14 protein-coding genes are annotated in these 14,602 nt (G+C 65.0%); 6 read left to right on the top strand and 8 right to left on the bottom strand.

Annotation, left to right across the window (positions count from 1 at the left end; translation table 11 throughout):
• Positions 1-12: 12 nt before the first annotated feature.
• Positions 13-1,656: a flavin-containing monooxygenase gene (locus AC1DJW_RS18850; RefSeq protein WP_476902158.1), complete on the bottom strand. Its 1,644-nt coding sequence runs from the start codon at positions 1,654-1,656 to the stop codon at positions 13-15.
• A gap of 177 nt (positions 1,657-1,833) precedes the next feature.
• Here AC1DJW_RS18850 and AC1DJW_RS18845 point away from each other — a divergent pair, with 177 nt between their 5' ends.
• Positions 1,834-2,775 carry an SDR family NAD(P)-dependent oxidoreductase gene (locus AC1DJW_RS18845; protein WP_476902157.1) on the top strand — a complete coding sequence of 314 codons (942 nt, stop codon included), beginning with the start codon at positions 1,834-1,836 and terminating at the stop codon, positions 2,773-2,775.
• Positions 2,776-2,820: 45 nt separating this feature from the next.
• On the opposite strand, the gene AC1DJW_RS18840 is transcribed toward AC1DJW_RS18845, so the two are convergent.
• Genes AC1DJW_RS18840 through AC1DJW_RS18825 form a run of 4 tightly spaced genes read right to left on the bottom strand, consistent with a single transcriptional unit; the run spans position 2,821 to position 5,385 of the window.
• On the bottom strand, positions 2,821-3,498 hold the full coding sequence (locus tag AC1DJW_RS18840; protein ID WP_476902156.1) for a TetR/AcrR family transcriptional regulator: 678 nt from the start codon (positions 3,496-3,498) through the stop codon (positions 2,821-2,823).
• A 2-nt stretch (positions 3,499-3,500) separates the two neighbouring features.
• The gene (locus tag AC1DJW_RS18835; RefSeq protein ID WP_476902155.1) at positions 3,501-3,971 is read right to left on the bottom strand and encodes an HtaA domain-containing protein; all 471 of its coding nucleotides are present in this window, start codon (positions 3,969-3,971) and stop codon (positions 3,501-3,503) included.
• A 17-nt stretch (positions 3,972-3,988) separates the two neighbouring features.
• Positions 3,989-4,612 (bottom strand): carboxymuconolactone decarboxylase family protein, encoded by a 624-nt coding sequence (locus AC1DJW_RS18830; RefSeq protein WP_476902154.1) that lies wholly within the window; start codon positions 4,610-4,612, stop codon positions 3,989-3,991.
• Between the two features lie 17 nt (positions 4,613-4,629).
• Positions 4,630-5,385 carry an SDR family NAD(P)-dependent oxidoreductase gene (locus tag AC1DJW_RS18825; protein WP_476902153.1) on the bottom strand — a complete coding sequence of 252 codons (756 nt, stop codon included), beginning with the start codon at positions 5,383-5,385 and terminating at the stop codon, positions 4,630-4,632.
• A 242-nt stretch (positions 5,386-5,627) separates the two neighbouring features.
• Here AC1DJW_RS18825 and AC1DJW_RS18820 point away from each other — a divergent pair, with 242 nt between their 5' ends.
• The 5 genes from AC1DJW_RS18820 (at position 5,628) to AC1DJW_RS18800 (ending at position 10,777) form a co-directional block, all read left to right on the top strand.
• Complete coding sequence (locus AC1DJW_RS18820) at positions 5,628-6,461, top strand: IclR family transcriptional regulator (RefSeq protein ID WP_476902152.1); 834 nt, start codon at positions 5,628-5,630, stop codon at positions 6,459-6,461.
• Positions 6,462-6,675: 214 nt separating this feature from the next.
• Positions 6,676-7,905: an NAD(P)/FAD-dependent oxidoreductase gene (locus tag AC1DJW_RS18815; protein ID WP_476902151.1), complete on the top strand. Its 1,230-nt coding sequence runs from the start codon at positions 6,676-6,678 to the stop codon at positions 7,903-7,905.
• A 39-nt stretch (positions 7,906-7,944) separates the two neighbouring features.
• Positions 7,945-8,268: a ferredoxin gene (gene fdxA / locus AC1DJW_RS18810; protein ID WP_476902150.1), complete on the top strand. Its 324-nt coding sequence runs from the start codon at positions 7,945-7,947 to the stop codon at positions 8,266-8,268.
• Positions 8,269-8,270: 2 nt separating this feature from the next.
• Positions 8,271-9,605 carry an FAD-dependent oxidoreductase gene (locus tag AC1DJW_RS18805; protein ID WP_476902149.1) on the top strand — a complete coding sequence of 445 codons (1,335 nt, stop codon included), beginning with the start codon at positions 8,271-8,273 and terminating at the stop codon, positions 9,603-9,605.
• An 8-nt stretch (positions 9,606-9,613) separates the two neighbouring features.
• Positions 9,614-10,777 (top strand): P-loop NTPase, encoded by a 1,164-nt coding sequence (locus AC1DJW_RS18800; RefSeq protein ID WP_476902148.1) that lies wholly within the window; start codon positions 9,614-9,616, stop codon positions 10,775-10,777.
• A 16-nt stretch (positions 10,778-10,793) separates the two neighbouring features.
• Here AC1DJW_RS18800 and AC1DJW_RS18795 read toward each other — a convergent pair whose 3' ends face one another.
• The 3 genes from AC1DJW_RS18795 to AC1DJW_RS18785 are packed head-to-tail and all read right to left on the bottom strand — an operon-like array spanning position 10,794 to position 14,601.
• Complete coding sequence (locus AC1DJW_RS18795) at positions 10,794-12,248, bottom strand: MFS transporter (protein WP_476902147.1); 1,455 nt, start codon at positions 12,246-12,248, stop codon at positions 10,794-10,796.
• Positions 12,245-13,456: a CaiB/BaiF CoA transferase family protein gene (locus AC1DJW_RS18790; RefSeq protein WP_476902146.1), complete on the bottom strand. Its 1,212-nt coding sequence runs from the start codon at positions 13,454-13,456 to the stop codon at positions 12,245-12,247. The genes AC1DJW_RS18795 and AC1DJW_RS18790 overlap by 4 nt, the downstream gene beginning before the upstream one ends.
• Complete coding sequence (locus AC1DJW_RS18785; protein WP_476902145.1) at positions 13,453-14,601, bottom strand: thiolase family protein; 1,149 nt, start codon at positions 14,599-14,601, stop codon at positions 13,453-13,455. Before AC1DJW_RS18785 ends, AC1DJW_RS18790 begins: the two co-directional genes overlap by 4 nt.
• Between the last annotated feature and the right edge of the window lies 1 nt (position 14,602).

Genomic DNA, 14,602 nt, shown 5'->3' with positions numbered 1-14,602 from the left:
ATGGAGCTGGCGTCACACCGCGCTCACGCTCTCGCGCACGCTCGACAGAGCGCCGCCGTAGTTGCCGGTTGCGGCCATCTCGCCCAACATCTCGTGCAGTTTGGCGCGCCCGCCCGGGTTGAGCAGGAACTTGCGCACCTTGCCCTCGACGTTCGCGCCGTAGTAGTGGCTGTGCTCTGCTGAGAAGATGGATTTGGGCGCGAGAGTCTCGATCATGTTCATCCAGCCTTCCTGCTGTTCGGCGGTCGGTTCGAAACGCTCGTAGCCGTGCTCACGCGCGTAGATCAGCGTGCCGGTGATCCAGTCGATCTGGTCCTGCGAATAGCGCGGGTAGTTGCCGCCGCCGGCACCGTGCGGTCCGCCAGGGAAGAAGAAGTTTGGCAGCTGGTGTGCGCTGAACCCACCGAAGTCCGTGGGACCGTCTTCCCAGTCCCTGCTGAGGTCGAGGCCGTCGAGGCCCTTGATGCCCATGCGTGTGAGTGCGCCAGTGCCGAAGTCGAAGCCGGTGGCGAAGACGATGATGTCGTAGTCGCGATGCCCTTCGGTCGTTTCGATGCCGTTCCCGTCGACCCGCACAATTGGCGTCTCCCTGAGCGCAACCAGCGAGGCCCTCGGGTTGTTGAACGACTCGTAGTAATTCGAGACGAACGGCGGGCGCTTCGCACCGAACAGGTGGTCCTTCGGGATCAGCCTTTCGGCCGTCACGGGATCCTTGACGATGCTGCGGACCTTGTTCGCAAGGAACTCGCAAAACTCGAGGTTGACCTTGCGGTTCGTCGTCATGTCGTAGTAGTTGGTGGTGAGCTTGCCAAAGCCCGGGCTGTTCCAGACCTTCTCATAGAAGGCTTGCCGTTCTTCGAACGAGTCGGCGGTCGAGAACTTGCCGGCGGGCTCGTGCAGGAAGCCGGTCGGGTTCGCCGGGGAGCCGAGCTTCCCGGCAATCTCGTCGAAGTTCTCAGTGAGCCACGCGTGGCGCTCATCGGTGATGGGCGCGTTGTTCAGCGGAGTCGTCCAAGTCGGCGTGCGTTGATAGAGGTCCACGGACTCGACCAGGTCAACGATGGCGGGCAGGATTTGCGCGCCGCTCGGACCGTTGCCGATGATGGCGACCCGCTTGCCCGTGAAATCGACCGGAGTGTGCGGCCAAGCGCCGGTGTGGTAAGCCTGCCCCTTGAAGTCCTCAAGGCCATCCAGGTCGGGGTAGTTCGGCACGGAGAGACCGCCGGTCGCCGAGACGACCCAGCGTGCCCGGATGGTCTCGCCCTTCTCGGTGGTCACCGTCCATGCGGTGTCCGCCTCGTTCCACACTGCCGAGACGACCTTCTGACCGGTGCGGATGTGTTCCCGCAGCTCAAAGTGGTCCACCGCGAAGTTGAGGTAGCGCTCGATCTCGGGCTGGGTAGCGAACTCCTCCTCCCAACGCCATTTGTCGAAGAGCCCCTTGGAATGGATATAGCCGTACGTGTAGCTCTCGGAATCGAAGCGAGCGGAGGGGTAGCGGTTCCAGTACCAGACGCCGCCGACGCCCTCTCCCGCCTCCAGCGTCTGGGCCGAGAACCCGGCCTCAAGCGCACGCTGGAGTGCGTAGATGCCGACAACGCCCGCGCCGATCACCAGTACTTCTACATCGACGTCGCTGCTGGTCTCTTCTGCCATTTGACTTCACTCCTACTCAATCGGTGCCACTCTGGCGACCACCGAACATAATTCAAGCACCAACGCTCAATAAATACAATGAGTCGCCAGTAGACGCGGACTTCTCGGGGACATTTTCGTTGATATTTTTGAGCATTCGTGATGAAATCTGATCTACGGCTACTTCAAAGGAGAACCATGAACGCCATCCCAGACCTCCGCTTCGACGGACGTGTTGCCATAGTGACGGGAGCCGGCCGCGGTCTCGGCCGCGCGCATGCCCTGCTGCTCGCCGAGCGCGGTGCGAAGGTCGTCGTGAACGACCTCGGAGGCTCGAAAGAGGGTGAAGGGAGCGACGCCGGGCCCGCCAACGAGGTCGTCAACGAGATCGTCGCTGCGGGCGGCACCGCCGTCGCGGATACGAACAACGTCGGCAGTGAGGAGGGCTGCCATGCGCTTGTCGAGACCGCCATTCGCGAGTTCGGTCGCATCGACATCGTCGTGAACAACGCGGGCATTTCGCGCTGGGCGACCTTCCCGGATGCCGACGCCGAGAACCTTGAGCTCACGCTCGACGTGCACCTCCGCGGCACTTGGCACACGACCCGTGCGGCCTGGCCCTACATGGAGCAGCAGGGTTACGGCCGCATTATCACGACGACGTCAACCGGCATGCTGGGCCTGCCCGATAACCTTGCCTACGCGACGGCGAAAGGGGCACTCATTGGCTTCACCCGAAGCCTGGCGGTAGCAGCCGCAGCGAAGGGAATCCTCGTCAACTGCGTCGCGCCGAATTCGGTTACCAGGCCGAGCCTCTCAGCCGACAAACCGAACATCGTCACGGCCAACCCGATGGACACCACGCGCGTTCAGGCCATGCAGACCGACCTCGTCTCGCCGATGGTCGCCTACCTCGCCCACGAATCGTGCGGGGTCAACGGTGAGATCCTCGTCGCAGGCGCGAAGCGCTTCGCCCGCTGGTTCATGGGCTTCACCCCGGGCTGGCTCGATGATGGCGACGGGGTGCCGACCATCGAAGACGTCGTGACGCACTGGGATGAGATCAACGACCAGGACGGCTACTACGTGCCCACGGGGACGTATGACTGGGGTGCGAGGTTCATGGCGCACCTAGCCTAGACATTAAGCCAGTTTCGGGGCCTGCGTTCGCGCAGGTCCCGTTTCCTATTTTCGGGGGTCGTCTTCCGCAAGCGGCGCCGCAAGACCGGCGCTGAGGAAGGTAATGAGGTCGGCGATGAGCGCTTCGATTCCTGCCGGAAGATGTTCGCGCTTGCGCCGGGCAGTGTGGTACCGGGCGAGTGCGTGCACAGTGCTCGTGAGCGTCAGCCACCAGCGCTCGTCGAGCACCGGTTCCGGGATCTCCGGGACGAGCTTGCCGAGGAGGGTGCGCAGCGTGATCACAGCGGCGCCGACGCGCACTCCGACGAGCCCTTCATAACCTCCCTCTTCTGTGATGTAGAGGGAGAGGAAGGGAAGGTAATGGTTGTCCGGCTGGAAGTGGATGGCGAGCGGACGTACGAACGCACCCACGACGTCTGACACGGTGGGGGCCGTTTGACCCAGCATGAGACTTGCAACCATCTCAGCTCGGTAGATCTCACTCTGCGCGCCGCGGTACTCCATGATCGCCTTGACGATTTCTTCACGCTCGCCGAAGTGGTACTGCACAGCTGCGTGGTTGCGTTGCCCAGCGGCCTTGCCAATGTCACGCAGTGGTACTGATGAGATGCCGTGCTCGGCGAAGAGCCGCTCTGCCTCCGTGATGATGCGCTGTCGGGTTGCCTCGCCGCGCACGTTCTTTCGCTCGCCGGACGACCTGGAGGCAACTGAAGTTTGAGACATGCCTATGAGTCTAGTGAAGCGCGAATCTTCAGCGGGGCTAAGTCGGTTCCCGCGGGATATACGCCACCGAAGAGCTCGACTCCGGTCTCCAGGAGATGGACATCCGTCGCAGTCCAGAGGAGATCCGTTCCGTCGCGCCCAAGCTCTTCCGCGCCAGTCACGGCGATGAGCGTGGTGGTCACTCCGCCGTCATCGGTGCGGGCGGAAAGAACACCGCCTTTGGGCCTCATGACGAGTTCAGGATTGGCGATCCTGATATCGAGGAAACCGTGATGCGCCATAAAGCGTACAGAACCTCCGAACGACAGCCGCCACTCATTCCCGGCCTTCTCTGCGTTGCGCAGCGGGAAGGTGAATGCGCCGTCGTCGGTAACGGTGGTTCCGTCCTCCAGTACGTACGAGCCGCGCGCGATGATCGTGACGTAGCGCAAGAGTGAATCGCGGACCGCCCACGTGAGCGATCCGCGATTCACCGCGTCATGCAACGCCGTCATGTGGCCGGCTCGGGGGAGTGGCTCCCGGGAAAGCCCTCCATGCCGGGTTCGAGTTCTAGGCCCATCGTTCGGAACACCATGCAGTGAAAGTCGTAAGTGCCAACGGTGAAGAGCAAGTCGAGGAGCTGTTGGCGGCTGAACTGCGATTCGAGCCCTCGCCAGGTTCCATCCGCCACATTCTTGTCGCGGCACATCTCGTCGATCGCGCGCACCAGCGTCGCGTCGTCGTCCGACCACGGGGCTGCGTCGGGTCCCTGGGACAGCGCGGCGATTTCATCGTCCGTAAGCCACCCGGCGGCCCGGCTCATGCGCACGTGTTGCGCCCATTCGTACTCGCCGTAGCCGAGCCACGTGGTGCGGATGATGGCAATCTCGCGAACGCGATCGCCAAGGCTCGAGTTCCGGAGATGGTTCGAGTACGGCATCCAACCGCGCATGAGCTCAGGATGCCAGGCATAGATGCCGAGAATGTTCGATTTCGGCCTGGTCTCCGGCGTGAGCTGCGGGGCAGCCTGCCCGCTTGGGCCGTGCGCAGCTAGCACGCTCAGGGCACTGTCGACCTCCGCATCCCAGTCATCGGTGGGGCGGGGGGAGATTCTAGGCTGTGTCAGTTGTGTCATCTTTGTGTTCCTGTTCGTTATGCGATGAACGATCCGCCGTTGACGCTGATGGTCTGGCCAGTCACGTAGGAGGCGTCGTCGGAGGCAAGGTAGGACACGGCAGCGGCGATGTCGGCGCCGGTACCCATGCGGCCCACGGGGATGTACTTTGACATGTCTTCGACTGAGGGCATGGTGCCTGCAGCACGCTTCTTCTCGACGCTCGGGGTGTCGATCGATGAAGGAACCACCGTGTTGACGGTCACGCCGGATTTGGCGAATTCGACTGCCAGCGCCTTCGTCAGCGCCAGTTGCCCGCCCTTCGATGCGGCGTAGTGTGCCATTCTTGGCGCCCCGCGCTGGGCGCTCGACGACGAGATCAGCACGACGCGGCCCGCGCCGGCGTCGAGCAGATCGGGCAGGCCTGCTTGCACGAGGTTGAAAGTGCCCGTGAGGTTGATAGTCAGGATCTGGTTCCACTGCTCCAGCGTCATTTCGAGGAATGGCTGCTGCGGTGCGACGGCGGCGTTGGCCACGATGACGGACAGTGGGCCAAGATCGGTGCGGATGGCGGCGAGTGCAGCATCCACCTGGTCGCGGTCGCTCACGTCGGCCTGGTAACCGCGGGCGATGCCACCGGTCTCTTCGATTCCGGCGGCTGCCTTTTCGGCAGCACCCTCGGTGCGGGTCAGGATAGCGACGGCGAATCCGTCCTTCGCAAGCCGCTCGGCGATCGACAGCCCGATGCCGGCCGCTCCTCCTGAGACGACGGCGACACGCCCTGGGCCGCTCATCGCATCTCCAAACCGGCAAACCGGGCTTTTTGCATTGTGATCATGGTTGTCCTTATTCCATTGAGGTGCCGTCGGTTCGCAGCGCCGACTCGGCCGAGCCGCCAGGTCTTTGTATGGGGCTTAGCGGTGGGCTACTGTTGTGTTCAACTGAACAAGCGTTCCGTTCTCGCTCGCTTCAGAATTACATGCAGCGAAGATGGATGTCAAGCTACCGAAAGTGGCATTAAACGGGATGGTGAGCGATGAGCAGTGCCGAAGATAAGGCAGATCGAGAGTCCGTCGAGGGGCTGCGGCGCAGGCATCCCTTGGCCCGAGGCATTGAGTTACTCACCCTCATGACCGACAGCGACCGGGATGTTCACGGCGTCCGGGAGCTGGCGGGCAGGCTCGACGTGAGCCCGAGCACCGCGCACCGCCTCATCGCCGACCTTGAAAAGCTTGGACTCGTGAGCCGCACGGCCAACGGCTCGTACCGTCTCGGCCTCGAATACTTACGCCTCGCATGGGCGACGACGGAACGCTACCCGATCCAGGAAGTATCAAGGGACACGCTGCAGGAGCTCACGGAGCAGAGCGGGGAGTCCTCATTCTTCGCCGTTTACGGCGAGCAGCGACTGCAGATGATGTTCACGCTCGTCGTCGAGTCGTCACACCCCCTGCGCTACACGCTGCCGATGCGCCAGCAGATCCCGCTCCACGCCGGCGCAAGCGGTTTGGCGATCCTCGCGTTTCTGCCGACGCAGATCCAAGACCGTATTGCGCACGGCCCGCTGCGCGCGGCAACCGATCGCACACTGATCGAGCCCCAGGGGCTGTACGAGCGGCTTGCCACGATCAGGAGCGACGGGTACGCAATTACCCACGGCGAGCGTATCGATGGTGCGATCGCGATCGCCTCGCCAGTCTTCGGTCCGGCGGGCACCGTGGTCGGCTCGGCAGGCATCTCCATGCCCGAGGCGCGCTTCAATGCTGCACACTCCTCGTCACTTGCGGGCTTGGTCAAGCAGTCCGCGCGCCAGATCACCGACTATCTCACTGGCGCCCGGGATCCACGCACTGGCATCGCGCGCAGGTAGGTTCGGCTGCTGCCATCCGGGCACGAGGCGCCCGTGGCGGCAACGCTCAAGGGGGCCGTCTTGCGTTCCTTGACACCGGTTCGAACCGCAGCTCATACTAAGGGTGTTGCGTTGTAGCGACCACTTGTTCGGTTCAACGAACGCGACGACATAAAAACTGCCGCGAGGGCCTGACCGAGACCCCCGCGATGCCTGACTACACCGAGGATCAACGATGACCGAAGCAAGCGCCGACCGCCACGTAGTCATTGTGGGTGCGTCGTTGGCCGGAACGCGGGCGGCCGAGGGCCTGCGCAACCTGGGACACACTGGCCTCATCACGCTTATCGGGGCCGAGAACGAGTTGCCGTACGATCGCCCGCCACTATCGAAAGACCTGCTCACATCCGACTGGTCCGACGAGGCAGTCGAGTCGTTTCGGCTAGCTACCAAGGCGAGCCTCGACGGCGCCGGTATCGAGCTCAAGCTCGGTGCAGCCGCAACCAGCCTCGACACAATAGGACGTGTCGTCTTCCTCGCCGACGGCACGACGGTCGGCTATGACGTGCTTATCATCGCGACCGGAGCCTCGGCCCGGCCCTCACCATGGCGGCCCGGGTCGGGTGTCTACCAGCTCAGGACCCTTGAAGATTCACGGGCCATCGCTGCGCGTCTGAAGTTGGGCGAGTCCGTCGTCGTGGTCGGCGGCGGCTTTATCGGCACGGAGATCGCTGCGGCCGCCGTCGGCTTTGGCTGCGACGTCACGGTGGTCGATCCCGTTTCCGAGCCGATGGCGCGCATCGTCGGCCCCGAGATCGCGCGTAGCCTCGTCGAACTGCATCACCGGCACGGAGCCCAAACCCGCTTCGGCGTCGGCGTCGCTGATATCCAGGGCCAAGACGGTGAGCTCACGGTCATCCTCGATGACGGCAGCCGCATCGCGACCTCGACGGCGGTGGTTGGCATCGGCTCCATTCCATCCACCGGATGGCTCGCCTCGTCAGGGGTCACGCTCGATAACGGTGTAGTGACCGACGGCTTCCTCCGGGCCGTCGGGGCCGAAGACGTGTACGCCATCGGTGACGTGGCACGGTGGCCCCACCCCGGCCGCGGCGTACAGGTTCGCGCTGAGCACTGGACCAATGCAAGCGACCAGGCACGTTATGTTGCCACCGCCATCACCCAAGGGGCCGATGTGCCCTACGACTCCACCGACTATGTGTGGTCCCACCAGTACGACTGGAAGGTCCATACCATCGGCTGGCGCCACCCCGAAGGCAGTTCCACCATTGTGGGCGACCTGGCCGAGAGCGGGAAAACCGCCGTGATCCACAGCGACGCGAACGGAGACGCCTGTGGGGCAGTCACCGTGAACTGGGTGCGCGGACTCAACCTGGCCCGGAGACTCCTCTCCACCGGAGAGTCCACCGAGGCAATTGTCGAAAAACTTGGGCAGCTGGCCTGACGGCCCCGCTGTCTTGAAGGTGTAAGAGAGGAAAGAACCATGGTCTATGTAATCGCTGACGCATGCGTCGACATTCAAGACAAGAGCTGCATGCAGGAGTGCCCTGCTGACTGCATCTTCGAGGGGGGTCGGATGAGCTACATCAATCCCGACCTCTGTATTGACTGCGGGGCCTGCATGACGGCCTGCCCGGTCGACGCCGTCTTCTACGACGCTGAACTTCCGGCCGACAAGGAGGAGTACGTCGAGATCAACGAGCGCTTCTTCCAGGAGGTCGAGACGCCCAAGAGTGGCCGCAAGGCCGGCAAGATCGACTACGACGTCGACGCTATTGCGTCCCTTGCGCCGCGAGCAGGCATCTGAAGATGAGTGCATTGCGCGTCGCGGTGATCGGTTCCGGCCCGTCGGGAGCCTACTGTGCCCAGCTTCTCACCGAAGAGTCCGAGTCACCCGTTGAAGTGGACATCTTCGAACGCCTCCCGGCACCGTTTGGCCTGGTCCGCTACGGGGTGGCGCCGGACCATCCCAGGGTCAAGTCGATAACAACCTCGTTCGCAGAGGTCTTCGACGAGACCCCCGGTGTGCGCTTCCTGGGCAACGTTCAGGTCGGCACCGACATTACGATCGATGAGCTCCGGGCAAACTACGACGCGGTCGTGTTCGCCAGCGGGGCACAGGTAGACCGAAGCCTCGGAATACCTGGCGAGGACCTGGCCGGCGTGCATGGCGTGCGCGAGTTCGTGTCGTGGTACCAGGGCCACCCGGACAGTGCGAGCGATGCTTTCGCGCTCAACGGAAACCGTGCGGTCATCATCGGGGTCGGCAACGTAGCACTCGACGCGGCCCGCATGCTCGCCCACACGCCCGAGGCGCTCCGCGCTACGGACGTGCCCGAGCACGTCGTCGACACTTTTGCGGCAAGCACGTATCGCGAGATTGTGGTGGTGGGCCGACGCGGTCCCGCCTTCGCGAAGTTCACCAACAAGGAGTTCATCGAGCTGTTGGAGGTTGACAGCTGCGACGTCATCATCGATCCCGCGGATCTCGAGCTCGACGCTGAGCAGCAGGCGCACGCCGACGCCGATCCGGCAGCCAGGCGGTTGCTCGCCACCTTTGCGAAGGCCGCCGAGCGCGGGGTCCTCGGGCGCAACACGGCGATCCGTTTCCTGTTCGACCGTACGCCCGTCGAATTCATTGGCAACGGACCCGCTTTGACCCTCCGCCTGGCAAAGACCAATGACCCGAACGCCACCGAGACCCTCGAAGCGGAGCTCGTTCTCCGCTCGGTCGGTTACCGGGGCGCGGCCATCGACGGCCTTCCGTTCGACGCCGCTTCCGGCACCATCGCTCACTTCGACTCGCGCGTCGCCGATGGCGGGAACGTCCTGCCAGGCGTGTACGTTGCCGGCTGGATCAAGCGCGGCCCCACGGGCGTCGTCGGAACCAACCGGCGCTGCGCGTCGGAAACCGTCACCTCAATCCTCGAGGACGTCACCGCGCAGGGCTGGAGGTCGACGGCGACTCCGGCCGCCGTTGTCGACGAACTCCTGCGCTCCCGCGGAGTGCAGGTGGTGAGTTGGTCTGCTTGGCGGGCGCTCGAGCAGGCTGAGTACGCGGCGGGTGAGGCGCTCGGTCGGGAGCGCGTCAAGTTGCACGACCGTACCGAAATGCTCCGCGCAGCCGGCGTGGCGGCCGGCTGAGCACCGACATGGACGAAACAAGCGCAGGCCTTGGAGCCGCTGTGCGCGAGGCGGTGGGGCGAGTCAGCGATCCCGAATTGCGCCGGCCCCTTGCCGACCTCGGCATGATCAAGCGCGTCGAGGTCAAAGGCGGTGTCGCCGTTGTCGGCATCACCCTGACCATCTCGACGTGCCCCGCCGCTGAACGCATCAAGGGGGAGGTGCGCGCGGCGGCCCACGCCGTCGTCGGCGTCGAAGACGTGCGCATCGACGTCGGAGTGATGACCGCAGAAGAGCGGGCGGCGCTCACCGCAAAGTTGCGCGAGGGGCGCAGCCGGGCCAGCATGCCCTTCACCCCGGACTCGCTCACTCGCGTTATCGCGATTTCCAGCGGCAAAGGCGGGGTTGGCAAGTCCACTGTGACGGCCAATCTCGCCGCAGCGATGGCTGCGCGTGGGCTGCGGGTGGGGCTCATCGACGCCGACGTGCACGGTTTCTCAATCCCCGGGCTCCTGGGACTCTTCGACGGCGAGGGAAAGGTCATCAGGCCCACCCGCATCGACAACCTTGTGTTGCCGCCGATCGCGCACGACGTCAGGGCGGTATCGATCGGCATGTTCCTGCCGGAGGGTGCCGAGGACACAGCGGTGTCCTGGCGCGGGCCCATGCTGCACCGCACGCTGGAGCAGTTCCTCACCGATGTCTACTTCGGTGATCTCGACGTGCTGCTCCTCGACTTGCCACCGGGCACCGGCGACATCGCGATTTCGGTGGGACAGATCCTGCCGCACGCAGAAGTCATCGTTGTGACGACCCCGCAGTCGGCCGCCTCGGGCGTCGCAGTGCGCAGCGGCATCCTGGCCCGCGAATTCAAGCAGCGTGTCATCGGCGTCGTTGAAACCATGTCCCCGATGCGGCTCGACGGCGGCGGCGTCTTCGAGCCGTTCGGCGCCGGCGGCGGGGCCGCGGTCGCGGCCAAACTCTCCGCACCCGGCGCCGAAGTGCCGCTGCTCGCCTCGATCCCCTTCAGTACCGGGCTGCGCGCCGGGGGCGATGCCGGGGTGCCCGTGGTCGTCGCCGATCCCGAAGACCCCGCGGCCCGCGCCTTCAGCGAGCTCGCCGAAAGGCTAGCCGTGCGCCCCCGCGGACTGCCCGGACGCAAGCTCCCGGTCTCAGTCACATCTGCTTGCTGAGGTCGTTCGACGTGCTTCAGCGGATAGCTGCCGCATCTTCTACGTCGTGGCTCTCAGTATTCCCGGTTGGGGCGGCCGTCGTCCTTACCGTGGGGATGGCCAGGCAGAGGGCCGCGGCGCCCAAGGCAACGCCGCATCCGATGAACAGGCCTGTCCGGAAACCGTCCGGGGTGGCGATGGCATGAGCGCCGAACGGGGCGGACATCTGGGCCAGGACGACGCCAATGATGGCGGCGGAGAGGGAAAGCCCGATTGAGCGCATCAGGGAGTTGAAGCTGTTTGCGGAGCCTGTCTCCGTACTTGGGACACTGCTCATGATTAGGGCAGGCATAGCACCATAAGCGAAGCCGACGCCGATGCCGGAGACTGACGTCGCGACGAGCAGGCCCCAGACTGTCCCCATGATCAGGGCCGCGCCGGCATAGCCGGCGCCCATGACGATCGCGCCCACGATAAGGGTGGTCTTCGGCCCGCGGGCCGCGGTCAGCCGCGCCCCAACCGGCGAGATGAGCATCATCGCTATGCCGGAAGGGGCCATCCATAGGCCCATCTGCAGCATCGATTGGCCCAGGCCGTATCCGGTCTGCGTGGGGAGCTGGAGGATCTGCGGGATGATCAGCGACTGGGAATACAGGGCGAAGCCCACCAGGATGGACGCGGCATTGGTCAGTAGTACGGGGCGGCTGGCGGTGACGCGCAGGTCGACCAGGGCGTCGCGGGTGCGTAGCTCCCACACTCCCCAGAGGAGGAGGAGTACGACGGCGCCGGCGAACAGGCCGAGCACGGTGATGCTGCCCCAGCCCCAGTCTGCGCCCTTGGACACGGCCAGGAGGAGGCAGGCCAGGGCTGCGCCGAGGCCGAGTGCGCCGAGCAGGTCGAACTTTCCGGCTTGTTCCGTTGCCGCGGCACCCGGGACGATCTTCCAGACCAGCACGATGCCTAGCGCGGCCACGACGGCCACGGCCCAAAACAAGGTCCGCCAGTTGGTGTACTGGGCGACGGCGGCCGCGATGGGCAGGCCCAGCGCGCCCCCGATGCCCATCGAGGAACTCATCAGGGCAATCGCACCGTGCAGCCGCTGCGGAGGGAGCAGGTCTTTGAGCAAGCTGATGCCCAGTGGAACCAGGCCGGTGGCGAGGCCCTGCAGGCCGCGTCCAATGATCATCGGAACCACGGAGGCGGCCACGGCGCACAGGATGGATCCGAGGATCAGCGGTATGAGCGAGATGAGGATCATCCGGCGCTTGCCGAACATGTCACCGAGCTTCCCGGCTACGGGGGTGCTGACCGCACCTGCCAGGAGCGTCACGGTGATGACCCAGGAAGTGTTCGACGCCGTTGTGTCAAAAATCTTCGGCAGTTCCGCGATAAGGGGGACCACAAGGGTTTGCGTGAGCGAGGCCACGATGCCCGAGAATGCCAGCACGGCTACCAATGGGCCGGTTCTGGTGGCGGAGAAGGGGGAGCTCATGAGGCCCCAAGCACGACGCCGTCGGCCAGCATCCCTGCGACCTCTTCATCCGAAAGCCCAAGCTCCCGCGTCAGGATGCTGATGGTGTCCGCGCCGAGAGCCGGGGGATAGGCCGGTTCGACGTCGATCGTGTCGACAAAGCGGATCGGTGTCGCGACGTTTTCGAATGAGGTCGCGCCGTTCCTCAGGGTGAGGAGTGAACCATCATCGGCCTCGCGTGCGTCCTCTAGCGCCTCGAGTACGTTCTTTACTGGCGCGACGGGCACCGATGCGTCCGCGAGGAGCTTCACCCATTCCGCGGCGGGCCTTTCGGCGAAGCGCGCCTCGAGGATTTCCCATAGGGTCTCCTTGTTCCGCAGCCGGCTAGCGGCGTCGATGAAGCGTTCGTCGCTGACCAATTCACCGAGGCCGAGCGTCTGGCACATGCCCTCCCACATCCGGGGGGTATTGGCCGTGACGACGAACTCGCGGCCGTCGCCTCCGCGGAATGAGCGGTAGGTGGCGATGGAGTCGTGGCCTGCTCCCTGCGGCTCGGGCGCCGTGTTGTTCACGACGGTGTACAGGGCCTGGTATGACAGCATTGCGAGCTGGCCCCGCAGCATCGAGACATCGATGATGCGGCCGCGACCGGTCTCGTCCCGCGCCCGGAGGGCCGCCAGGATGCCGATCACGGAATACAGCCCCGCGACGACGTCACCGGCCGGGATACCCAGCCGCGCGGCTGGGGCGTTCGGGTGGCCGGTGAGGCTCATCACCCCGCTGAGCGCCTGCACCACCATGTCGTAGGCCGGGCGGTCGCGGAGGGCGCCCTCCTGTCCGAAGCCGCTGATCGACGCCCAGATGAGCGAGGGCTGGGCCTCGAGAATGGTCGAGGGTTCCAGCCCGAGCCGGGTGGTGACACCGGGCCGGAAGTTCTCGATGACGACGTCGGCGCCCGCGATCAGGCGCTTCATGACCTCCAGGCCCCGTGGAGCCTTCAGATCGATCGCCACGCTCCGCTTGTTGCGGTTGTTCGCCAGGTAGTAGGCGCTGACGTCGTCGATCTCGGGGCCGGCGATGGCGCGGCTTGAGTCGCCCGCGAGCGATTCGACCTTGATGACGTCCGCGCCGAGGTCGCCGAGCAGCTGCGTTGCCGAAGGGCCGGAGAGGAAGGTGGTGAGGTCGATGACCCGGATCCCCTCCAGGGGCGGACGCTCGATGGTGGTCATGCCGCCTCGAAGATATGAATGGTGCAGGCGCCATGGTCGAGACCGGCGGTGCCGCCACCGGTGACGTGGGTCATCGCCCACCGCGCTCTGTCGATCTGCCGTGCGCCCGCTTGGTCAGTGAGCTGCCAGAACGCCTCGGCGACCTGCGCGACGCCGCTCGCACCGACCGGGTGGCCCTTCGAGAGCAGGCCCCCGCTGGGGTTCACCACGACGTCGCCGCCGAAAGTGGTCTTGCCGTCGCGAATAAGGTCCACGCCGTGCCCGGGCTCGGCGAGCCCGAAGGCCTCGTAGTAAATGAGTTCGGCGATCGAGAACGCATCGTGCAGCTCGATCATGTCGAGATCCTTCGGCCCGATGCCGGCCATCGCATAGGCGTCGCGGGCCGAATCGTAGGAGATCTCGGGCTTGATCATGTCGCGGAAGCCTTCGGCGACGTGGCCGGAGTGCAGCACGGAGGCGGCCACGCGGATGCCGGGTTTGGAGTCGAGGCGCTTGCGTGCGCGCTCGGAGGCGAGCACGACGACGGCGGCCCCGTCGCCTGTGGGGCAGCACATGGGCAGGGTCAGCGGGTCGGCGACGCGGCGCGCGTTCAGGACCTCCTCGACGGTCGTTTCCTGGCGGAATTGCGCGAACGGGTTCAGTGCGCCGTGTTTGCGGGCCTTGACGCTGACCAGCGCGAGGTCCTCGGGCGTTGCGTCGGTCTCGTGAAGGTAGCGGGTGGCGCGCATCGCGTACACCGCGGGCATGATGATGCCTTGCTTGACTTCGCGGTCCTCTGGAGAGAGGGGCAGCGTACCGCCGCCGAACTGGGTCAGTTTCTCGACGCCGATGACGACGGCGATATCGATCAGGCCCTGCGAGATGGCCTGCCATGCCTCGTGTATCGCCGTGGCACCGCTCGAGCAGGCGTTGTCGACGTTGACCGTGGGGACGGTGCCTAGCCCGATCTCTTTGCAGATGCGCTGCCCGGTCATCATGCCGCCGTAGGAGTGGCCGACATAAACGGCGTCGACGTCCGACTTTTCAATTCCAGCATCGCGGATCGCATCGATGAGCGGGGAGACCGCGAGGCCGACATACGAGGAGGTGCGGTGCTTCCCGAATGGGATCATCGCCGCCGAAATCACAAATACGTTGTCACTCATG

The organism is Arthrobacter sp. 05L417 (assembly GCF_056397865.1).
The sequence above is the reverse complement of the archived record's forward strand: the minus strand, read 5'-3'. Positions and strand labels throughout refer to the sequence as shown.